This is a genomic window from Novosphingobium sp. UBA6272, from assembly GCF_002440635.1.
GTDB lineage: Bacteria > Pseudomonadota > Alphaproteobacteria > Sphingomonadales > Sphingomonadaceae > Novosphingobium.
On record NZ_DJUW01000015.1, the window covers coordinates 140,416 to 159,671 of the forward strand.

Sequence of the window (19,256 nt, forward strand, 5' to 3'; positions counted from 1 at the left end):
AGGGTTTGAATCAGGGAGGTTGCCGATGTCGCACCGTTTTGAAATCCGCAAGAACAAGGGCGGAGAGTTTGTCGCCTATTTCTGCTACAACAGCGAAACGATCTTCTGGACCGAAGGCTATGCCAGCAAGGCCAGCGCGATCAACGCGGTCGAATCGATCAAGAAGAACGGCCCCGGCGCCGAAACGGTCGACAAGACGGCCGATTAGGCCGCTGCCAGCGCCGCGTCGCTGGCCAGCTTGTCGGCGCGCTCGTTCTCAGGATGGCCGTCGTGGCCCTTGACCCAGATCCACTCGATCCGGTGACGCTTGGTCGCAGCCAGCAGTTCCTGCCATAGCTCGGCATTGAGCACCGGCTTTTTGGCGGCGGTTTTCCAGCCGTTCTTCTGCCAGCCGTAGATCCACTTGGTGATCCCGTCGATCACATAGCGGCTGTCGGTGTGGAGGTGGACGTGGCACGGTTCCTTCAGCGCCTGGAGCGCGCGGATCACCGCGCTCAATTCCATGCGGTTGTTGGTGGTCTGCGCTTCGCTGCCCGACAGCTCCCGCTCATGGTGCCCCATCCGCAGGATCGCGCCCCAGCCGCCCGGGCCGGGATTGCCCTTGCATGCGCCGTCGGTAAAGATCTCGACCTTCTTCACGGGCGCGCGAATACAGCGGCGTTGGCCGGATCGGCATAGAATTCCAGCCGCCGGGCAAAGGCAGACGGGCTCTTGCGCACCACCAGCGCATCGGCAGGGGTGTTGAGCCAGTCAAAAGCGCGGCTCATGGTGAAGCGCAGCGCGGCCGTACGGGCCAGCACAGGCAACGCGGCGCGTTCCGCCTCGCTCAGCGGGCGGAGGCTTTCGTAGCCTTCAAGCAACGCCGCCGAAATCGCCGGGCTGAAATTGCGGCCTTCGCCATCGAAGCACCAGGCGGCGTGGGTGACGGCGACATCGTAAGCGGTCAGATCGGTGCAGGCGAAATAGAAGTCGATCAGTCCGGTCACCTGGTTGCCCAGCATCAGGACATTGTCCGGGAACAGGTCGGCATGGATCACCGAACGCGGCAGTTGGGCCGGCCAGGCCGCTTCTAGCAGCGGCAGCTCGCGCTCGACCAGCGCGGCCAGTTCCGGATCGATGCTGGCCATCCCTTCGTGCCCGCAAGCCGTGGCCAGGCGGCGGGATTCGGCCAGGCCCATCGCATTGGCCCGGCTGGCGGCGAAATCGGCGCTGGCGAGGTGCAGCTGGGCCAGCGCCCGGCCGACCGCGCGGGCCTGCGCCGCCGTCGGGTGGCTGACCGACACGCCGGGCAGGAATTCGATCAGGGCGACGGCTTTGCCATCGATCATCCGGAACAACGCGCCATCCCGGTCATGAATCGTGCGCGGCACCGGGCAGCCCTTGGCGGCGAGGTGATCGAGCAGCGTCAGGAAGAACGGCAGATCCTCCAGCTCAATCCGGAATTCGTACATGGTCAGGATAAACCGGGCACCTGTGCCGTTTGCACCGGTGGTCTCGATCAGCCAGTTGGAATTGGACACGCCCTCGGCAATGCCCTTGGCGCTGGTCAGTTCGCCGACATCGAAATGGGCGATCAGCCCGGCCAGATCTTCGGCCCCGAGATGGGTATAGACCGCCATCAGTCGACCAGCTGGCGGGGCAGCTTGAACACCATCTTCTCCTCGGCGGTGACGACCTGTTCAATCGTGACTTCGCGCAGGGTCGCGATCCGGTCGATCACTTCCTTCATCAGCTCTTCGGGTGCCGAGGCTCCGGCGGTGAGCCCCAGGGTTTCGACGCCATCCAGCCATTCCGGCGCAATCTCGCTGGCGCGCTGGATCAGCATGCCGCGCGCACCGCAGCGCTGTGCCACTTCGACCAGCCGCACCGAATTGGAGCTGTTGGGCGCGCCAATCACCAGCACCAGCTGGCACTGCGGGGCGATCGTCTTGACCGCCGCCTGACGGTTCGACGTGGCATAGCAGATGTCTTCGGCCTTGGGCCCGACGATCTGCGGGAAGCGAGCGCGCAGCGCGGTGACGACTTCGGCGGTATCGTCGACCGAGAGGGTGGTCTGGGTCAGGAAGGCCAACCGGGTTTCGTCGGCAAAGCTCAGATTGCTGACGTCCTCGACCGTTTCGACCAGCGTAATGGTGCCCTGGGGTACCTGTCCCATCGTTCCGACCACTTCGGGGTGCCCGGCATGGCCGATAAACAGGATGTGCCGCCCGGCTTCGATCTGCCGCTCGGCCTGGCGGTGAACCTTGGAAACCAGCGGGCAGGTCGCATCCAGCCAGTCCAGCCCCCGCTCGGTCGCTTTGGCCGGCACCGCCTTGGGCACGCCGTGGGCACTGAATACCACCGGAAATCCGTCCGGAACCTCGTCCAGCTCCTCGACGAAGACCGCGCCTTTGGCCTTCAGACTATCGACCACGAAGCGGTTGTGGACGATCTCGTGCCGGACATAGACCGGCGCGCCATAGCGCTCCAGCGCCAGCTCGACGATGTCGATCGCCCGGTCCACCCCGGCGCAGAAACCGCGCGGTGCGGCCAGCAGCAGGCGCAAGGGGGGCTTTTCACCGGGCAGAAAGGGCGCGTTCATCTTCGCCCCCCTAGCGCTTTGCTTTGCGCGCCGCTAGGGCATGCACACGAAGACCACAGCCTTACCCCAAGGACGCCTCGATGACCGCTCGATTCCGCCTGATTTCCGCCCTTGCCGTGGCCGCCGCGCTGGCGGGCTGCCGCTCGTCCGGGGATATCATCATCGATGAAGGCGTCGGCATCCAGGCTTTCCGCACCGCCTGTCCGGCGGTCGGCATTCCCGATTACACCGGCGATATCACGATGTTCCGCACGCCTGGCGATACCAGCGCGACCAATGTCGACGTCGTCGCGGCGATGACAAACGTGCGCAGCCAGTGCAACGACAGCGGTGAGAAAGTCTACACCAGCGTGACCTTCGACGTGCTGGCCAAGCGCACCGATGTGCGCGGCGCGCGGCAGGTGACGGTGCCCTATTTCGTTACCGTCCTGCGCGGCGGCCGCGCGGTAATCACCAAGCGGGTTGGCCAGGTCACGCTGAATTTCGCCGACGGGCAGGAACGCGCTCAGGCCAGCGGCCAGGGCGGCGCCTTTGTCGACAAGGCCGAAGCCAGCCTGCCTTCCGAAATCCGCGAACGGATCACCCGCAAGCGCCGCGCCGGTGAAGAAGACGCGGCGGTCGATCCGCTGTCGCAGCCCGACGTCAAGGCCGCGATCGCGCGGGCCACCTTCGAAGTTCTGGTCGGCTTCCAGCTGAACCAGGACCAGCTAACTTACAACGCCACGCGATGATGCGGGCGCGCTGCGGCGCGCCCCTCCTTGCTTGCCGCGCCCCCGCCCAGGCGGTAGGGGCGCTTTCGTTGCGTGGCCCTTTGGCCAAACCTGAGAACCCGTTCGATGACCGATAGCACAACCATCTATTCCGCCTTTGCCGGCCACATCGCCGACGCGCTCGCTGCGCTGGAAACAGCGGGCACGCTGCCCGCCGGGCTCAACCGCGCGCCGATCACGCTTGAACCCCCGCGCGATCCTTCGCACGGCGATCTCTCGACCAACGCTGCGATGGTGCTGGCCAAGCCGGCCGGGACCCAGCCGCGCGCGCTGGCTGAAGCACTGGTCGCGGAACTGAAGAAGATTCCCGACGTGGTCTCGGCCGAAATCGCCGGGCCCGGCTTCATCAACCTGCGGATTGCCCCGGCTGCCTGGATCGCCGAACTGCGGACGATTGCCGAGCTGGCGGGGAATTATGGCCGCTCCGGCGTGGGCGGGGGCAGCACTGTCAACGTCGAATATGTCTCGGCCAATCCGACCGGACCGATGCACATGGGCCACTGCCGCGGCGCGGTGGTCGGCGATGCGCTGGCCAGCCTGCTCGAATGGGCCGGGCACAAGGTGATCCGCGAATATTACGTCAACGATGCCGGCGGGCAGGTCGATGTGCTCGCCCGCTCGGTTCATCTGCGCTACCGCGAAGCGCTGGGCGAGGCGGTCGGCGCGATCCCGGAAGGGCTCTATCCGGGCGACTATCTGGTTCCGCTTGGCGAAGCGCTGGCGGCCGAATTCGGCGATCGCTTTGCCAAGGCCCCGGAAAGCGAGTGGCTCGGCGCCTTCCGGACCCGTGCGGTCGCCGCCATGCTCGAGCAGATCAAGGCCGACCTGGCCCTGCTCGGCATCCGGCATGACCTGTTCTCGTCCGAAGCGGACCTGCAGGCTTCGGGCAAGCCCGAGGCGGCCGAGGCCTGGCTGCGGGCGCAGGGCCTGGTCTATGACGGTCACCTCGAGGCGCCCAAGGGCAAGACCCTCGACGACTGGGAGCCGGTCGAGCTGCCGCTGTTTCGCTCAACCCAGTTCGGCGACGATCAGGACCGCCCGATCAAGAAGAGCGATGGATCGTGGACCTATTTCGGGGCCGACCTGGCTTATCACTTCGAAAAGGCCCGCAGCGCCGACGCGCTGGTCGATATCTGGGGCGCGGATCACGCCGGTACGGTCAAGCGGATCAAGGCCGCGGTCGCCGCGATGACGCTGGGGGCGGGGCAGGAAAAACCGTTCGAAGTCAAGCTGGTACAGATGGTCCAGCTGCTCAAGGGCGGCGAGCCGTTCAAGATGTCCAAGCGTTCGGGCAACTTCGTGACGCTTGCCGATGTGGTCGAGATGGTCGGCAAGGACGTGGTCCGCTTCACCATGTTGACCCGCAAGCCCGAAGCCCAGATGGACTTCGATTTCGACAAGGTGGTCGAAGCATCGAAGGACAATCCGGTTTTCTACGTCCAGTACGCCAACGCCCGGATCCATTCGACCCTGCGCAAGGCTGCGGGCGAGGGCTTTTCGCCGGGCGAGGCTGATCTGGCGCAGCTCGGCGAGGAAGAGCTGGAGCTGGTCAAACTCGCCGCACAGTTCCCGCGGCTGGTCGAAGCCGCCGCTGCCGCGCGCGAACCGCACCGGGTGGCATTTTATCTATATGAGCTTGCCGGGGCCTTTCATGCTTACTGGAATCTCGGCAACGACAGGCCCGAAAAGCGCTTCATCGTGGCACAAGATGGCAAACTGACCAGCGCAAGGCTTTATCTTGTCAGCCAAATCGGGCAAATTGTCCGCAACGGCCTCGCCATTCTCGGCGTAGAGGCAGTAGAGGAGATGTAGCCATGTCGGGCACCGAGGGGACGCGCGAAGGCGAAGAGTGGCAGGACGGCGAAGGCGAGCCGCTGGAAACCGAACAGCTCGCTCTGGCCGACGAGGATGATCGGCTGCCCTGGCTGGAAAGCGCCGAGGACGATGAGTACGAGGGTTATGGCAATGAAAGCAGCGGCTTAATGAAGCTGGTGCTCGCCGGGCTACTCGCTCTGGTGGTGATAGTTGGCGGCATCTGGTGGGCAACCAACCGCAACCCCGATCCCGCGCTGGTTGCCGATGGCAGCCTGGTTCCCGCCGAAAGCGGCGCTTACAAGGAAGCGCCGAAGGATCCTGGCGGCAAACAGTTCGATGGCACCGGTGATACCAGTTTTGCGGTATCCGAAGGGCAGAACCGCCCGGCCCAGCTGGGCGGAGCGGACAAGGCCGCGCCGGCCCCTGCGCCGAATGCCGATCCCAAGGCCAAGCCTTCGGTCAACACGGCTCCGGCTGCGCCCAGCGGCGGGACCGGCGTGCAGGTCGGGGCGTTTTCGTCCAAGGCGGCCGCCGAAGCAGGCTGGTCCAAGCTGGTTGGCCAGGCGAATGGCGCGCTTTCGGGCGTTTCGCATCGGGTGATCGAAGGCAGCGCCGACAATGGCACGATCTATCGCCTGCAGGCGGTGGCTGGTGATACCGCAGCGGCCAATGCCCTTTGCGGTAGGCTCAAGTCCGCTGGAATCTCCTGCCAGGTCAAATGAGGCGATAATCCACACGGATTGCACTGCGCGCGCTTGCCACGGGCGCGCGTAGCTGCGACCCTGAAGGCACCATGACACCCGCGATTTTCGGCCTTTCCGGATTGGTGCTGACCGCCGACGAGCGGGCCTTTTTCCGTGAGGCGGACCCGGCCGGCTACATCATTTTCGGGCGAAACGTTGAAAGCCGCGAACAGCTGCGCGGGCTGACCGATGCGCTGCGCGAGATCCACGGGCGCGAGAAGCTGCTGATCACGATCGATCAGGAAGGCGGACGGGTCCAGCGGATGAAGCCGCCGGTCTGGCCGCAATATCCCGCTGGGGCTGCGTTTGACCGGCTTTACGATGTGGCCCCCGCCAGCGCGATCGAGGCGGCGCGGGCCAATGCCGAGGCTCTGGGGATCGACCTGGCCGAAGTTGGGATCACCTGCACCCATGCGCCGGTGCTCGACGTGCGGCAGGAAAGCGCGCACGACGTGATCGGAGACCGCGCCATGGGGCATGAACCGCTGCGCGTCGCCGCGCTCGGGCGGGCAGTGCTCGATGGCCTTGCCCGGGCAGGGATCGCCGGCACGATCAAGCACATGCCGGGCCACGGCCGCACCACTTGCGATACCCACAAGGCGATGCCGACGGTGGCGGAGTGCGAGGCTGAACTGGAGGCCGATATCGCCCCGTTCCGCGCGCTGAACGATGCCCCGTCGGGAATGACCGGCCACCTCAAGTTCACCGCCTGGGACACGGAAAACCCGGCGACCCAATCGCTGTTCATTATCGAACAGATCATTCGCGGAAAGATCGGGTTCGATGGGCTGCTGTTCACTGACGATCTCGATATGGAGGCGCTCAGCGGCACGGTGCCCGAACGCGCGGAAAGGTCGGTCGCGGCGGGCTGCGATCTGGCCCTCAATTGCTGGGCCCGGATGGACGACATGATCGGAATTTGTGAGCGATTGCCCACGATGAACGAGAAAACTGCCGAGCGGCTGGCTCGAACGCTTTCGTTCACCCGTCTCGACAATTCAGAGGGCGACCAGTCCGCATTGATTGCCAAGCGCGATGCGCTGCTGGCTCTGGCGGAGACGGCGGCGTGACCCTTCGACAAGCTCAGGGTGATCGGCGATGAGCGAGGAAGGCCTGATCGACAGCCCTGCGGTCAGCTTTGCCGAGGATGAATGGCAAGGCGTCGCCACGGCGGCGAGCGAGGACCAGGCGCTCTATCTTGAGCTCGATGGCTGGGAAGGCCCGCTCGACCTGCTGCTCGATCTGGCCCGGCGCCAGAAGGTCGATCTGCGAAGAATCTCGATCCTCGAACTGGTCGATCAGTACCTGACCTATATCGAACAGGCCGAGGCGCTGCGGCTCGAGCTTGCGGCAGACTATCTGGTGATGGCGGCTTGGTTGGCTTACCTGAAGTCGGCGCTGCTGCTGCCGCGCGACGAACAGGTCGATCCCAGTCCCGAGGAACTGGCGCTGCGTCTGCAACTGCGGCTGCAACGGCTGGCGGCGATGCGCGATGCCGCAGCGCGGCTGATGGGGCGTGACCGGCTGGGCCGCGATGTGTTCCGCCGTGGTGCGCCCGAGGGCCTGAGGGTCGATCGCAAGAACAAGTGGCAGTGTGACTGGTTCGCGCTGGTCCAGGCCTATGGCCAGGTCAAGGCGCGCACAGCGCCAGTGGTCCACATGGTCCGCGACCGGATGGTGATGACGCTGGATTCGGCGCTGAGCCGGGTCTCGGCCATGCTCGGCGTCAATCTTGACTGGATGGAGCTCAAGGATTTTCTGCCGCCGCACGCCGATCCGAAGCTGCGCCGCTCGGCCATGGCCTCCAGCTTTGTCGCGGCGCTGGAACTGGCCCGGCTGGGCAAGGCCGAATTGCAGCAGGATAGCGTCTTCGGCCCGCTGATGCTGCGGGGAATCAAGGCGTGAGGCCCGACGATCTGGTCCGCGCGGTTGAAGCCACGCTGTTCGCTGCTGAAGAGCCGATGACGGCCGAGGCAATTTCGACTCATCTGGGCGGGGCAAACGTCAAGGACGCGTTGGTACAGCTTGAGGTGCAGTACCGTGAACGCGGGGTGCAACTGGTCGAGCGTGGGAAGCGTTGGCATTTCCAGACTGCACCCGATCTCGCCCACCTGCTCCGGCGCGAGCGCGAGGAGGTCCGCCGCCTGTCGCGCGCTGCCACCGAAGTGCTGGCGATCGTCGCCTATCACGAGCCGGTCAGCCGGGCCGAGATCGAATCGATCCGCGGCGTGCAGACCGCCAAGGGCACCCTCGATGTGCTGATGGAGGCCGGCTGGGTCCGGATCGTCGGTCGCCGCGAAGTGCCGGGCCGTCCGGTGATCTATGCAACCACGCCCGAATTCCTTAGCCACTTCGGGCTGGAAAGCCGCCGCGACTTGCCGGGGATCGACGAACTGCGCGCCGCCGGTCTGCTCGATCCGGTTGAGGATGCGCTGGCCGAAGCGATGGACACGGTTGGCAAGCAGGAAGAGGCCGCCGACAACGATTCGGATGAAACCGAAGCGGAAGCGCCGGACTGACTCGCAAATCGTCCACGAATGGCCTACATTGCCGCTGATGGGGCGAACCGGGCGTCAGCCCCGCATGGATCAGGAGTTTTTCGATGGGTTTCGGTGGAATTGGGCATTGGGTAATTCTGGCCATCGTGGTGCTGGTCCTGTTCGGTCGGGGCAAGATCTCCGAAATGATGGGTGATCTTGGCAAGGGCGTCAGCAGCTTCAAGAAGGGTCTGTCAGAAGGCCAGGAAGTGAAGCCGGAGCCGCCCGCGGGTCAGATTCCGCCGCCGCCCGCTGGCCAGGCGACGATCAATAGCGAAACCGTGGTCGATCCGACCAAGAACACCCCGCAGTAATCCGCCGCTTTCAGGCGGGAACAAGCCATGTTCGATATCGGCTGGGATGAAATGTTGCTCACTGCGATCGTTGCGATCGTAGTAATTGGCCCGAAGGAGCTGCCGCGCGCGCTGCGTACTGCCGGACAGTGGATCGGCAAGGTCCGGCGGATATCCGGACATTTCCGCTCGGGCGTTGAGAACATGATCCGCGAAGCCGAGCTTCAAGAAATGGAGAACAAGTGGCGCGAGCAGAACGAGGCCATTATGGCCTCGCATCCGCCTACCGCTTCGGCCGAGGCTGCGCTGGTCGGCGAAGATCCGGGCACCATGCCCTCGCCGCCTGCTCAATCGTCGGTCAAGGCCCCTCCGGTTACTGAAAAGCCCAAGCGTACCGCCAAGCCGCGCAAGAAGGCTGGCTGATGGTGTTCCAAGTCGACGACATCGACGAGAGCCAGGCGCCGCTGATGGACCATCTGGTCGAACTGCGCACCCGGCTGATCCGCGCGATCCTGGCGCTGGGCCTGGCTTTCTGCGTGTGCCTCTATTTCGCCAGTGACATCCTCGGTTTCCTGATCCGCCCGCTGACCGAAGCCTTTCCACCGGGCGAAGGCAAACTGATCTACACCAAGCTTTACGAGGCCTTCTTCGTGGAGCTGAAGGTGGCGCTGTTCGCAGCATTCTTCGTCTCGTTCCCGGTAATCGCCAACCAGCTGTGGGCCTTTGTCGCGCCCGGGCTCTATGCCAAGGAAAAGAAGGCCTTCCTGCCGTTCCTGCTGTGGACCCCGGTGTTGTTCACTTCGGGCGGGGCGCTGGCCTACTTCATCGTCATGCCGACGGCCTTCAAGTGGATGCTGGGCTTTCAGGGCCAGAAGGGCGGGCTCGAGGTTGAGGCGCTGCCGGGGGCCGGTGACTATCTCGGGCTGGTGATGCAGTTCATCCTGGCCTTCGGGATCAGCTTTCTGTTGCCGGTGCTGCTGCTCTTGCTCAACCGCGCCGGGATCGTTTCGCGCCAGCAACTAATCGGGATGCGGCGCTATGTGATCGTTGCGATTACTGCGATTGCTGCCGTGATCACCCCGCCGGATGTGGTTTCGCAGCTGATGCTGCTGGTGCCGATGTGGCTGCTGTTCGAAGGCAGCCTGCTGATCATGTGGCTGGGTGAGCGCAAGGAAGCAGAAATTGCCGCTGCGGAAGAACCCGTCGCGCCGTCAACCGACCTTATGGGACCGCTCTGACCGCAACCGAATCCCACACCTTTCGCCCGCCAACCCAGACCTCGATCACCTTGGTGGCGCGAAGTTCGGCCGGGCTGGCCAGAAACGGATCACGGTCGATGAACAGGAAATCGGCCCGCTCGCCCGCCACCAGCCGTCCGAACCGCCCTTCGGCAAAGCCGGCATAGGCGCCGCTCGCGGTATAGGCGGCAAAGGCTTCCTCGCGGGTCACCCGTTCCTGCACCTGCCAGCCGCCCAGTGGCTGTCCGTCCGGACCGGTCCGGCTGATCGCGGCGGCCCAGCCGGCGAAGGGGTCGGCCGCTTCCACCGGCACGTCCGATCCGAACACGATCCGCGCGCCGCTGGCCTGGATCGATTTCCACGCATAGGCTCCGCCGAGGCGCGCCGGGCCAAGCCGCTTTTCGGCCATTTCGCGGTCACTGGTCTGATGGACCGGCTGCATCGAGGCGATGATCCCGTGCTTGCCGAACCGGACGATGTCGGCCAGGTCGACCACCTGGGCATGCTCAATCCGCCAGCGCCGGTCACCGCCATAGGTCGCGCTCAGATCTTCTATTGCGGAGAGGACGGCCGCGTTGCCTTCGTCCCCGATCGCGTGGACCGCGACCTGGAACTTGTCGAGCGCGGCGCGGCTCATCAGGTTCTTGAGCGGGGTGTCGCCGGTGATCCGCAGGCCCTTGCTGCCCGGCGCATCGGCATAGGGCGCCTTGAGACTGGCTCCGCGCGAGCCGAGTGCACCATCGACATAGAGCTTGACCCCATTGAGCCGCAGCCTGTCGTCATAGAGCCAGGGCGATGGGCCAGGCCCCCCGATCAGCGCCATTTGCTCGGTCCCGCTGGCATAGGCCATGATCCGGATCCGCAGCGTGCCGTAATCGCCGGCGCGGCGGAAGGCCTGCCAGTCGTCGATCGAGGTGCCCATGTCGGCAATCGCGGTCACGCCGCGCGACAGCAGGATGTCCTGCGCTTTGGCCAGCGCCAAGTCGCGATCTTCGGGGCGGGGCGGGGGGATCTTGGTCTCGACCAGTTCCATGGCATTGTCGATCAGCACCCCGGCGGGCTTGCCGCCCGGCATGATCCGCTCAATCTTGCCGCCGGCCGGGTCCTTGGTGGTCGCGACGACCCCTGCGGCGGCGAGCGCCTTCGAATTGGCCCAGCCGGCATGGCCATCGACCCGGGCCAGCCAGACCGGCCGATCGGGCACCACGGCATCAAGTTCGGCGGCGGTCGGAAAGCGCTTTTCCGGCCACAATTCATGGTTCCAGCCGCGCCCGATGATCCACGGGCGGTCGGGATGCGCCTTGGCATAGTCCGCGATCCGGGCCAGCGCATCGGGCAACGATTTCGCTTCGGTCAGATCGAGCGTCAGCGCCGAAAAGCCGAGCCCCATCACATGCCCATGGCTGTCGATCAGCCCGGGGATGATGAAGCGGCCCTTGCCGTCGACCTTGTACGTTGGCCGCTCGGGCCGCTTGTCGCCGCGGTGCAGGACCTGCTTGATCCGGCCATCGTCGGCGATCAGCAGTCCGGTGAAGCGGTCGATCCCGCCGGTCGCGTCAATCGTCACGCCATCGACGTTGTCGACCAGCGTATCGGCCAGGGCGGGGGTGGAAAAAGCCAACGCCGCTGCGGCGCCCAGCAACAGCGCCTTCATGCCTTGCCCTTGCGCGGCAGGCGGCGGACCAGCGCCGAAGTATCCTGCCGCCCGCCGCCAATCGCCTGCACTTCGGCATAGAACTGATCGATCAGCGCGGTTACCGGCAGCGACACGCCCAGCGAGCGCCCCTCGTCCAGCGTCAGGCCGAGGTCCTTGCGCATCCAGTCGATCGCGAAGCCGAAATCGAACTCGTCCTTGGCCATGGTGTGCCAGCGGTTGTCCATCTGCCAGCTTTGCGAGGCCCCGCCCGAAATCGCTTCGTAGACCTTGTCGAGATCGAGGTGCGCCGCTTCGGCAAAGCGCAGCCCTTCCGACAGGCTGGCGAGGATCCCGGAAAAGGCGATCTGGTTGACCATCTTGGTGGTCTGTCCGGCCCCGGCCTTGCCGACATGGACGATCCGCTTGGTATAGGCTTCCATCACCGGGCGCGCGGCCTCGATCGCTTCGGCGCGGCCGCCGCACATCACCGTCAGCGTGCCGTTCTCGGCTCCGGCCTGCCCGCCGGTAACCGGGGCATCGACGCAGTGCACTTCCAGATCGCGGGCCTCGACCACGATCTGCCGCGCGATCCGGGCCGAAACGGTGGTGTGATCGATGAAGGTCGCGCCGTGGCGGATGGCAGAGAACACGCCGGTCGGGCCCAGCACCACATCGGCGAGGTCATCATCATTGCCGACGCAGGTCAGCACCACATCGGCCCCCTCGGCGGCTTCGGCCGGACTGTGCGCGACGCGCGCCGCCAGCCCGGGATTTGCTTCCTGCCAGCGCTTCGCCCGGTCGGGACTGCGGTTATAGATCGTCAGACTATGTCCGGCCTTGCCGATGTGCCGCGCGATCGCGCCGCCCATCACTCCAAGGCCCAGGAACGAAACATTGAGGGGCGTGGTCATAGGCCGCGTGTTTAGCGGCTTTTTGCCTAAAGCAAAGCTGGCATCGGCGAAAGCATTTGCAGGTTTCCCCGCTGCCCGCTTTGCGTTACGGCCCCTCGTGATGACCGAACCCGTTCAAACCGTAGCCGATCAGCTAACTATCGAGGATATCCGGGCGGCCGCCTCCCGGATCGAAGGTGCCGTGGTGCGCACCGATTGCGATTACAGCCGGACCCTCAGCGAGATTACTGGAGCCGACGTTTGGCTCAAGTTCGAGAACCTGCAGTTCACCGCCGCCTACAAAGAGCGCGGGGCGCTCAATGCGCTGCTGCACCTCAATGAAGACCAGCGCCAGCGCGGCGTGATCGCCGCCTCGGCGGGCAACCACGCCCAGGGGCTGTCTTATCACGGTAAGCGGCTCGGGATTCCGGTCACCATCGTTATGCCGCGCCCGACCCCGACGGTGAAGATCATGCAGACCGAAGCGGTCGGCGGCACGGTCGTGCTCGAAGGCGAAACCTTTGATGAGGCCTATGCCCACGCCCGCGCGATGGAACGGCAAATGGGCATGACCTTCATCCACCCGTTCGACGATCCGCTGGTTGCCGCCGGGCAAGGCACCGTCGCGCTCGAAATGCTCGAAGACGTGCCCGATCTCGACATGCTGGTGATCCCGGTCGGCGGGGGCGGGCTGGCTTCGGGCATGGGCGTGGCGGCGCGGGCGATCAAGCCGGAAATCGCGCTGATCGGGGTTGAGGCAGAGCTGTTCCCCTCGATGTACAACCGACTGCGTCACAACGATCTGCCCTGTGGCGGCGACACCCTGGCCGAAGGGATCGCGGTGAAGGAGCCGGGCGTGTTCACCTCGCGCACCCTGCGCGGGTTGCTCGACGATATCGTGCTGGTTGACGAAGGCTCGCTGGAGCGCGCGGTTTCGCTGTTGCTGCAGATCGAAAAGACCGTGGCTGAAGGCGCCGGTGCAGCGGGACTTGCTGCGGTGCTGGCCCATCCGGCGCGGTTCAAGGGCCGCAAGATCGGCATTCCGATCACCGGCGGCAATATCGACACCCGGCTGCTTGCCAACGTGCTGCTGCGCGATCTGGCCCGCTCGGGCCGTCTCGCCCGGCTGCGGCTGACCCTGCAGGACCGTCCTGGAGCGCTGTTCAAGGTGATGCGCGAATTCGATCGCCACAACGTCAACATCATCGAAATCTACCACCAGCGGATATTCACCCATCTGCCGGCCAAGGGCCTGATTACCGACATCGAATGCGAGGCCCGAGACAAGGAACAGCTCGATTCGCTGGTCGAGACGCTGCGCGAGAAGGGCTACGCGGTGACGGCGGTGGAGCTTAACTAAGCCGCCGCGCATTGTCCCGAAACGCGCTGGTCCGCCCCGCACTGTGCGGGTGGACTGTGCATAATAACGATGCCTTTACCGTGTTTCGTGGTTAAAGTTCTTTCAACGTTGCGCCGGCCCATGCATAGTGTCTGCCTTAGCCAACCCATCAGGATGGTCCACGCAGCGTGACGGCACCCGTTAGATTTCCCCGGTTTTTCGTCACGAGCCCGGCGCCTTGCCCCTATTTGCCGGGGCGGACGGAGCGCAAGGTATTTACCGAGCTCAAGGGCCCCCATGCCGACGAGTTGAACGACGCGCTGGGCCGGATCGGCTTTCGCCGCAGCCAGACCGTCGCCTATCGCCCCAGCTGCTCAGATTGCCAGGCCTGCGTTTCGGTGCGGGTGGTGGCGGGCGAATTCCGCGCATCTGCCAGCCAGAAGAAGATCCTGCGGCGCAATTCGGATCTGGTCGCCACGGTCTGCCGGCCCTGGTCGACCGCCGAGCAGTTTGACCTGTTGCAGCGTTATCTCGGCCAGCGGCACCCCGGAGGCGGGATGACCAGCATGGACGAAGTCGATTTCGCCGATATGGTTGAGCATACCCCGGTCGATAGCTGGGTAGTCGAATACCGCGAGCCGACCGTGGATGGCACCCCAGGACGCTTGGTCGGCGCCTGCCTGACCGACCGCCAGGGCGATGGTCTTTCGATGATCTACAGCTTTTACGAGCCCGATCACGAAGGCCGTACCGGCCTTGGCAACTACATCATCCTCGATCACATCCGCCGCGCCCATGAAGAAGGGCTGCCCTACGTCTATCTGGGCTATTGGGTGGAAGGTTCACCGCGGATGCAGTACAAGGTCCGCTATCGCCCGATTGAACGGCTGACCCGGACCGGCTGGCAGCGGATGAGCGCGCCCGAACAGGACAGCCTGATCGCCTCCGCCGCCGCACTACGCCGGACAGAGGCGGTCCTGCTCGACGGCAGCACCAAGGACGGCGCGCATGGCGTTCAGGACCAATACCGCCTGGCTGACTAGGCCGGGTCCCACACAGCCTTGTCGAACGCATGCGCAGCCAGCGCGCCGAGCAGCTGCGCCGCGATGAATGGCAGGGCACTGGCCGGAGCGATCCCGGCGAAGCTGTCGCTTAGGCTGCGGGCCAGGGTGATCGCCGGATTGGCGAAGCTGGTCGATGCAGTGAACCAGTAGGCGGCGGTGATGTACAGCGCGACGCTTGCGGGAACCGCCGCAGGGCGGTGCCGCGCGGTCAGCAGGATCGTGGTGATCAAGCCGAAGGTGGCAATGAACTCACTGAGCCATTGTCCGGGTCCATCTCGCAGCTTGGTGGAAAACTGCAGCACTGGAAGATCGAACATCGCGTGGACCGCCCAGACCCCCAGGATCCCGGCCAGCACCTGCACCGCCACCGTCACCGCCAGCCCCTTCCAGCAGCAGTCACCGCGCAGCCGCATCACCAGGCTGACCGCCGGGTTGAAATGCGCGCCGGAAATCGGACCGAGCATCGCGATCAGCACGAACAGGATCGCCGCGGTGGCGATCGTGTTGCCGAGCAGCGCCACGGCATCGTTGCCTTGCGCCAGCCGCTCGGCCATCACGCCCGAGCCGACCACGGTGGCGAACAGGAAAAAGCTGCCGAGTGCCTCGGCCCACAGCCGCTGCCTCATGCTGCGCCTTCCATTGCGCCGATCTCTGCAAGCGCAGCCTGGGCAGCATCGCGGTCCATGCTCTCCAGCGGCAGGGCCAGCATAGCCTGCACCCGCATTTCCAGCAGCCGCCAGGTTTCGGCAAAGGCCGCATCCACAGCGGCATCGCCGCCGGTCACGTCTGCCGGATCGGGCAGGCCCCAGTGCGCGCGCAAGGGCGTGCCGGGAAAGGCCGGGCAGACCTCGCCCGCAGCATTGCCGCAGACGGTGATCGCCAGATCGATCTCCGGCGCGTCGGGTCCGGTGAATTCAAGCCAGGACTTGGAGCGGAACGCCGCCGTGTCGGAGCCCTTGGCTGCCAGCAGGCGCAGCGCGCCGGGATGCGGCACGCCCTTCGGCTTGCTGCCAGCGCTATAGGCCATCAGCCGGTCTGCTCCGAGCCGCCGAAACAGCGCTTCGCTCAGGATCGAGCGGGCTGAATTGCCGGTGCAAAGCACCAGCACCGAACGGACCTGAACCATGGGTCAGCAGCAGCCTGTGGCGGCCTTTGGTGCGGCTGCGGGGGCCTGCGACGCGCAGCACGATCCGGCCGCGGCATTGGCCGAGGCGAGCTGTTCAAGCTCGGGCCGTGAGCCATAGACGGTCGATTCCCCGCTGGTCAGGAATGCTTCCCAAACGACCCCGTCGGGATCGGCGATCCAGCTCTTTTCGGACTGGGCATAGCAGCAGGTGGTCGCGCCTTCTTCCAGCACCGGGCGGCCGGCAGCCTCAAGCGCGGAATAGACTTCGGCCAGTTCGCCCTGATCCTCAACCTGCAGGCCCAGATGCTCGACCCCTTTGACCGCACCGCATTTCTGAGAGATCGCGAAGTTGACCCGCGGGTCTTCCAGCATCCACTTGGCGTAATCGCTCTTGGTCACGCTGGGCACCTGGCCGAACAGGCCGGTGTAAAAAGCAATCGACTGGTCAAGATCGGTTACCCCGACGTGCACGTGGAAACGCTTCATGAGGCCATCCTTTCGGCAGTGGCGGCGGGCGCGCACGAGCCCCCGGCGCAGCAGTTTTCGGTGAGGTAGGAGAGAAGCCCGTTCATCGCGGCATAGTCAGCGGCGTAGATGATCGAGCGGCTGACCCGGCGCTGGCTGACCAGCCCGGCGTGGCTCAGCTGGGCGAGGTGGAAGCTGAGCGAGGAGGCAGGAATGCCCAGTGCATCGGCCAACGCGCCTGCGGCCATGCCCTCCGGCCCGGCCTGCACCAGCAGACGGAAAGCAGCGAGCCGGTGCTCCTGGGCCAATGCGCCAAGCGAGCGGATGATGGAATCGGGTCCCACTGCATTCCTTCCATGATTCGATGATTATAGAAATATCGAAGAAATTGGCGGCCTGTCAAGCCGTCAACAAAGGACAAATTTCATTTTGCCGGACGCCGTCAAGGTTTTCTGCCCGGCCGTCACCGCTGGCTGTTCTCCAAAAGCAAACCCCCTCCCCGCGCTGGCGGGAAGGGGGCTGCGCAAGTTCAGGGAAAAACGATCAGGCCGGGAGGCCCGAGATCGCCTTCATTTCCATGAAATCCTTCAGGCCGGCCAGACCGCCTTCGCGGCCGTTGCCGGACTGCTTGTAGCCGCCGAACGGGGCGCCCGGGGTGGGCCCCCAGTTGTTGATCGCGACCATGCCGGCGCGCAGCTGGCCGGCTACGCCTGCCGCCTTGGCCGGATCGCCGGTGATCGCGGCGGAGAGGCCGTATTCGGTGTCATTGGCCATCTCGATGCCCTGCTCAAGGCTGTCATAGGTCATGATTGTCGCAACGGGTCCGAAGATTTCTTCTTGGGCGATCCGCATGTCCGGCGTCACGCCCGAGAACACAGTCGGTTGAATATAGTAGCCGCGGTTGACGTTGCTCGGCAGGTCGGGGCCGCCGGTTTCCAGCTTGGCGCCCTCATCGATTGCCGACTGGATCAGCCCGCGCACCTTTTCGAACTGCGCCTTGTTGACCACCGGGCCAAGATGCTGGCCTTCGGCCATCGGATCGCCGACCGGGGTCTGCGAATACATCGCCTTGTAGAAGCCGACCACTTCGGCCTCGCGGTCCTTGGCGACAAGCACCTTGGTCGGGCTGATGCAGGACTGGCCGGTGTTGACCAGCGGGCCCATCGCCACGGCGGGCAAGTGAGCGGCGAGATCGGCATCGGGCAGGACCAGGTTGGGGCTCTTGCCGCCCAGTTCCTGGTGGACGCGCTTCACCGTGGGTGCGGCGGCGATCGCCACCTGGATCCCGGCGCGGGTCGAGCCGGTGAAGCTGACCATTTCGACATCGGGGTGGCTGGAGATCGCATTGCCGGTGGTCGGGCCATCGCCCTGAACCAGGTTGAACACGCCCGGCGGCACGCCCGCTGCGTCAAGGATCTCGGCGAAGATCTTGGCGTTGGTCGGGCATTCTTCCGAAGGCTTGAGCACCATGGTGTTGCCGCCGGCCAGCGCCGGGGCGACCTTGAGCGCGATCTGGTTGAGCGGCCAGTTCCAGGGAGTGATCATACCGACCACGCCGATCGGTTCATAGGCCACCTTGAAGCCCGGACCGTCTTCCATGAAGTTGAAGTCCTTGAGCGCGGCGATCGTGCTCATGAAACCGCCGATCCCGGCACCGACCTGCGCGGTGATCGCGAACGACAGCGGAGCGCCCATTTCCTCGGCCATCGACTGGGCGAGATCGGCGGCGCGCTTCTTGTATTCCTCAACGATCCGTTCCAGCAGCGCCAGCCGTTCTTCGCGGGTGGTCTGGCTATAGCTCTTGAAGGCGCGGCGGGCAGCGGCCACGGCCTTGTCGACATCGGCCTTTGTGCCGACCGAGATTACCGCACAGGCTTCTTCCGTGGCGGGATTGATGACTTCGCGGCGGACACCGCCTTCGCTGTCCACCCACTTGCCGTCGATGTAATGTTGCAGCAGCTCGCGCATCCTCGAATCTCCCTTAATGGATCGATTAAACGCGACGTATTTCGGAGTGTGCGGGATGGATTGCAAGATGCAATCGGTACGTCGTGGTTTAGCTGCGCTTGTAGAGCGCTTCCTCGGCCTCGCGCCGCCGGACCAGTCCGGACAAGCGCCGCCCGCCGGCATGGACCCATTTGCCGAATTCGCGCGCGGCGGCGTCGAATTGCCCGGCCTTGTGCAGCTTGGTCAGCGTCGCCCGCGCGATCGCCCCGGTGTTGTAGTGAAAGCTGAGCAGCGCATCGAACTGGTTCTGGCTGGTTGGACTGGTGCCGATCGCGCGGACCACTTCGCGGGCGAAGCGGATCAGGTCCGTCTCCAGCCGCGCATCGCACTCGGCCTGGGTCCAGACAGTGCCCCTGGTGATGCCCTTGCCGGTCGCCCCCCAGCCAATCGTCCAGGGATCGCCACCGGTGCCGGGATCAGGGTATGCTTCGAAAGCGCCGTCGGATCGCTTCTTGGCGCAGCCTTCGAAGCGCTTGATCAGAGCCAGGCCAGCGGGGCCGATCCGGCCTGAATGAGAACCAGGCATGGCTGTAATGGCGGGGACAGTCTGCGTTTGCGTCTTCTCAGCCACTGCGTCAGCGGTTTCGCGGCGGGCCTTCATCCGGCGTAGGGCTTCGAAAAAGTCGAGTGTGAAGGACATCGGCATAGCCTCGGGTCAGGAACGGGAGGCCAAACTATTAGGCACAAAGCGTCTGTGTAGGAAAATGCTTTTCGGAAGGCCCAAGCAAAAGGGCGCCCCGGTTTCCCGGGAC

23 protein-coding genes are annotated in these 19,256 nt (G+C 65.0%); 12 read left to right on the plus strand and 11 right to left on the minus strand.

Annotated features, from left to right (window positions below; genetic code table 11):
* Window positions 1-25: 25 nt before the first annotated feature.
* Entirely contained in the window at window positions 26-208 is a 183-nt protein-coding gene (locus B2V17_RS07575) for a YegP family protein (protein WP_292996730.1), read from the plus strand.
* Here the strand turns inward: B2V17_RS07575 and rnhA are convergent.
* The 3 genes from rnhA to ispH are packed head-to-tail and all read right to left on the minus strand — an operon-like array spanning window position 205 to window position 2,581.
* The gene (gene rnhA / locus B2V17_RS07580) at window positions 205-639 is read right to left on the minus strand and encodes a ribonuclease HI (RefSeq protein ID WP_292996731.1); all 435 of its coding nucleotides are present in this window, start codon (window positions 637-639) and stop codon (window positions 205-207) included. The two genes, B2V17_RS07575 and rnhA, sit on opposite strands and share 4 nt — an antisense overlap.
* Window positions 636-1,619, minus strand: a complete 984-nt coding sequence (gene thrB / locus B2V17_RS07585) for a homoserine kinase (RefSeq protein ID WP_292996732.1) — start codon at window positions 1,617-1,619, stop codon at window positions 636-638. The genes rnhA and thrB overlap by 4 nt, the downstream gene beginning before the upstream one ends.
* Window positions 1,619-2,581 carry a 4-hydroxy-3-methylbut-2-enyl diphosphate reductase gene (ispH, locus tag B2V17_RS07590; RefSeq protein ID WP_292996733.1) on the minus strand — a complete coding sequence of 321 codons (963 nt, stop codon included), beginning with the start codon at window positions 2,579-2,581 and terminating at the stop codon, window positions 1,619-1,621. The genes thrB and ispH overlap by 1 nt, the downstream gene beginning before the upstream one ends.
* Window positions 2,582-2,661: 80 nt before the next feature.
* Here ispH and B2V17_RS07595 point away from each other — a divergent pair, with 80 nt between their 5' ends.
* The 9 genes from B2V17_RS07595 (at window position 2,662) to tatC (ending at window position 9,977) form a co-directional block, all read left to right on the plus strand.
* A complete protein-coding gene (locus B2V17_RS07595) occupies window positions 2,662-3,312 on the plus strand; it encodes a hypothetical protein (protein WP_292996734.1) in 651 nt (216 codons plus the stop codon).
* Between the two features lie 105 nt (window positions 3,313-3,417).
* The gene (argS, locus tag B2V17_RS07600; protein ID WP_292996735.1) at window positions 3,418-5,163 is read left to right on the plus strand and encodes an arginine--tRNA ligase; all 1,746 of its coding nucleotides are present in this window, start codon (window positions 3,418-3,420) and stop codon (window positions 5,161-5,163) included.
* 2 nt (window positions 5,164-5,165) lie between these two features.
* Window positions 5,166-5,888, plus strand: coding sequence for an SPOR domain-containing protein (locus tag B2V17_RS07605; protein WP_292996736.1), 723 nt, complete (start codon window positions 5,166-5,168; stop codon window positions 5,886-5,888).
* A 71-nt stretch (window positions 5,889-5,959) separates the two neighbouring features.
* On the plus strand, window positions 5,960-6,979 hold the full coding sequence (gene nagZ, locus B2V17_RS07610) for a beta-N-acetylhexosaminidase (RefSeq protein ID WP_292996737.1): 1,020 nt from the start codon (window positions 5,960-5,962) through the stop codon (window positions 6,977-6,979).
* A 28-nt stretch (window positions 6,980-7,007) separates the two neighbouring features.
* Complete coding sequence (locus B2V17_RS07615; RefSeq protein WP_292996738.1) at window positions 7,008-7,814, plus strand: segregation and condensation protein A; 807 nt, start codon at window positions 7,008-7,010, stop codon at window positions 7,812-7,814.
* Window positions 7,815-7,870: 56 nt separating this feature from the next.
* Complete coding sequence (gene scpB, locus B2V17_RS07620; RefSeq protein WP_414690781.1) at window positions 7,871-8,428, plus strand: SMC-Scp complex subunit ScpB; 558 nt, start codon at window positions 7,871-7,873, stop codon at window positions 8,426-8,428.
* Between the two features lie 83 nt (window positions 8,429-8,511).
* On the plus strand, window positions 8,512-8,760 hold the full coding sequence (gene tatA / locus B2V17_RS07625) for a twin-arginine translocase TatA/TatE family subunit (RefSeq protein WP_292996740.1): 249 nt from the start codon (window positions 8,512-8,514) through the stop codon (window positions 8,758-8,760).
* A gap of 27 nt (window positions 8,761-8,787) precedes the next feature.
* Entirely contained in the window at window positions 8,788-9,162 is a 375-nt protein-coding gene (gene tatB, locus B2V17_RS07630; protein ID WP_292996741.1) for a Sec-independent protein translocase protein TatB, read from the plus strand.
* Window positions 9,162-9,977: a twin-arginine translocase subunit TatC gene (gene tatC / locus B2V17_RS07635; protein ID WP_292996742.1), complete on the plus strand. Its 816-nt coding sequence runs from the start codon at window positions 9,162-9,164 to the stop codon at window positions 9,975-9,977. The genes tatB and tatC overlap by 1 nt, the downstream gene beginning before the upstream one ends.
* Here tatC and B2V17_RS07640 read toward each other — a convergent pair.
* Together B2V17_RS07640 and B2V17_RS07645 are read right to left on the minus strand one after the other, a co-directional pair.
* Window positions 9,961-11,631 carry an amidohydrolase gene (locus tag B2V17_RS07640; RefSeq protein WP_292996743.1) on the minus strand — a complete coding sequence of 557 codons (1,671 nt, stop codon included), beginning with the start codon at window positions 11,629-11,631 and terminating at the stop codon, window positions 9,961-9,963. The two genes, tatC and B2V17_RS07640, sit on opposite strands and share 17 nt — an antisense overlap.
* Window positions 11,628-12,524, minus strand: coding sequence for an NAD(P)-dependent oxidoreductase (locus tag B2V17_RS07645; RefSeq protein WP_292996744.1), 897 nt, complete (start codon window positions 12,522-12,524; stop codon window positions 11,628-11,630). The genes B2V17_RS07640 and B2V17_RS07645 overlap by 4 nt, the downstream gene beginning before the upstream one ends.
* A 100-nt stretch (window positions 12,525-12,624) precedes the next feature.
* Here B2V17_RS07645 and B2V17_RS07650 point away from each other — a divergent pair, with 100 nt between their 5' ends.
* Entirely contained in the window at window positions 12,625-13,863 is a 1,239-nt protein-coding gene (locus B2V17_RS07650; RefSeq protein ID WP_292996745.1) for a threonine ammonia-lyase, read from the plus strand.
* A gap of 167 nt (window positions 13,864-14,030) precedes the next feature.
* A complete protein-coding gene (locus B2V17_RS07655; RefSeq protein ID WP_292996746.1) occupies window positions 14,031-14,885 on the plus strand; it encodes an arginyltransferase in 855 nt (284 codons plus the stop codon).
* Here B2V17_RS07655 and B2V17_RS07660 read toward each other — a convergent pair.
* The 6 genes from B2V17_RS07660 to B2V17_RS07685 all read right to left on the minus strand — a co-directional run bounded on the left by B2V17_RS07660 (window position 14,882) and on the right by B2V17_RS07685 (window position 19,144).
* Window positions 14,882-15,532, minus strand: a complete 651-nt coding sequence (locus tag B2V17_RS07660) for an aquaporin (RefSeq protein WP_292996747.1) — start codon at window positions 15,530-15,532, stop codon at window positions 14,882-14,884. The genes B2V17_RS07655 and B2V17_RS07660 overlap by 4 nt on opposite strands.
* On the minus strand, window positions 15,529-16,032 hold the full coding sequence (locus B2V17_RS07665; RefSeq protein ID WP_292996748.1) for an arsenate reductase ArsC: 504 nt from the start codon (window positions 16,030-16,032) through the stop codon (window positions 15,529-15,531). The genes B2V17_RS07660 and B2V17_RS07665 overlap by 4 nt, the downstream gene beginning before the upstream one ends.
* 3 nt (window positions 16,033-16,035) lie before the next feature.
* Window positions 16,036-16,518, minus strand: coding sequence for an ArsI/CadI family heavy metal resistance metalloenzyme (locus B2V17_RS07670; protein ID WP_292996749.1), 483 nt, complete (start codon window positions 16,516-16,518; stop codon window positions 16,036-16,038).
* Entirely contained in the window at window positions 16,515-16,841 is a 327-nt protein-coding gene (locus B2V17_RS07675; protein ID WP_292996750.1) for an ArsR/SmtB family transcription factor, read from the minus strand. The genes B2V17_RS07670 and B2V17_RS07675 overlap by 4 nt, the downstream gene beginning before the upstream one ends.
* 199 nt (window positions 16,842-17,040) lie before the next feature.
* Complete coding sequence (locus B2V17_RS07680) at window positions 17,041-18,465, minus strand: aldehyde dehydrogenase family protein (RefSeq protein WP_292996751.1); 1,425 nt, start codon at window positions 18,463-18,465, stop codon at window positions 17,041-17,043.
* An 88-nt stretch (window positions 18,466-18,553) separates the two neighbouring features.
* Complete coding sequence (locus B2V17_RS07685; protein WP_292996752.1) at window positions 18,554-19,144, minus strand: lysozyme; 591 nt, start codon at window positions 19,142-19,144, stop codon at window positions 18,554-18,556.
* Window positions 19,145-19,256 lie beyond the last annotated feature (112 nt).

Bases quoted from the DNA above. Each gene is read 5' to 3' on its own strand.
- B2V17_RS07575 (WP_292996730.1), top strand. From the start codon at position 26: ATGTCGCACCGTTTTGAAATCCGCAAGAACAAGGGCGGAGAGTTTGTC.
- thrB (WP_292996732.1), bottom strand. From the start codon at position 1,619: ATGGCGGTCTATACCCATCTCGGGGCCGAAGATCTGGCCGGGCTGATC.
- ispH (WP_292996733.1), bottom strand. From the start codon at position 2,581: ATGAACGCGCCCTTTCTGCCCGGTGAAAAGCCCCCCTTGCGCCTGCTG.
- B2V17_RS07595 (WP_292996734.1), top strand. From the start codon at position 2,662: ATGACCGCTCGATTCCGCCTGATTTCCGCCCTTGCCGTGGCCGCCGCG.
- argS (WP_292996735.1), top strand. From the start codon at position 3,418: ATGACCGATAGCACAACCATCTATTCCGCCTTTGCCGGCCACATCGCC.
- B2V17_RS07605 (WP_292996736.1), top strand. From the start codon at position 5,166: ATGTCGGGCACCGAGGGGACGCGCGAAGGCGAAGAGTGGCAGGACGGC.
- nagZ (WP_292996737.1), top strand. From the start codon at position 5,960: ATGACACCCGCGATTTTCGGCCTTTCCGGATTGGTGCTGACCGCCGAC.
- B2V17_RS07615 (WP_292996738.1), top strand. From the start codon at position 7,008: ATGAGCGAGGAAGGCCTGATCGACAGCCCTGCGGTCAGCTTTGCCGAG.
- scpB (WP_414690781.1), top strand. From the start codon at position 7,871: ATGACGGCCGAGGCAATTTCGACTCATCTGGGCGGGGCAAACGTCAAG.
- tatA (WP_292996740.1), top strand. From the start codon at position 8,512: ATGGGTTTCGGTGGAATTGGGCATTGGGTAATTCTGGCCATCGTGGTG.
- tatB (WP_292996741.1), top strand. From the start codon at position 8,788: ATGTTCGATATCGGCTGGGATGAAATGTTGCTCACTGCGATCGTTGCG.
- tatC (WP_292996742.1), top strand. From the start codon at position 9,162: ATGGTGTTCCAAGTCGACGACATCGACGAGAGCCAGGCGCCGCTGATG.
- B2V17_RS07640 (WP_292996743.1), bottom strand. From the start codon at position 11,631: ATGAAGGCGCTGTTGCTGGGCGCCGCAGCGGCGTTGGCTTTTTCCACC.
- B2V17_RS07645 (WP_292996744.1), bottom strand. From the start codon at position 12,524: ATGACCACGCCCCTCAATGTTTCGTTCCTGGGCCTTGGAGTGATGGGC.
- B2V17_RS07650 (WP_292996745.1), top strand. From the start codon at position 12,625: ATGACCGAACCCGTTCAAACCGTAGCCGATCAGCTAACTATCGAGGAT.
- B2V17_RS07660 (WP_292996747.1), bottom strand. From the start codon at position 15,532: ATGAGGCAGCGGCTGTGGGCCGAGGCACTCGGCAGCTTTTTCCTGTTC.
- B2V17_RS07665 (WP_292996748.1), bottom strand. From the start codon at position 16,032: ATGGTTCAGGTCCGTTCGGTGCTGGTGCTTTGCACCGGCAATTCAGCC.
- B2V17_RS07670 (WP_292996749.1), bottom strand. From the start codon at position 16,518: ATGAAGCGTTTCCACGTGCACGTCGGGGTAACCGATCTTGACCAGTCG.
- B2V17_RS07680 (WP_292996751.1), bottom strand. From the start codon at position 18,465: ATGCGCGAGCTGCTGCAACATTACATCGACGGCAAGTGGGTGGACAGC.
- B2V17_RS07685 (WP_292996752.1), bottom strand. From the start codon at position 19,144: ATGTCCTTCACACTCGACTTTTTCGAAGCCCTACGCCGGATGAAGGCC.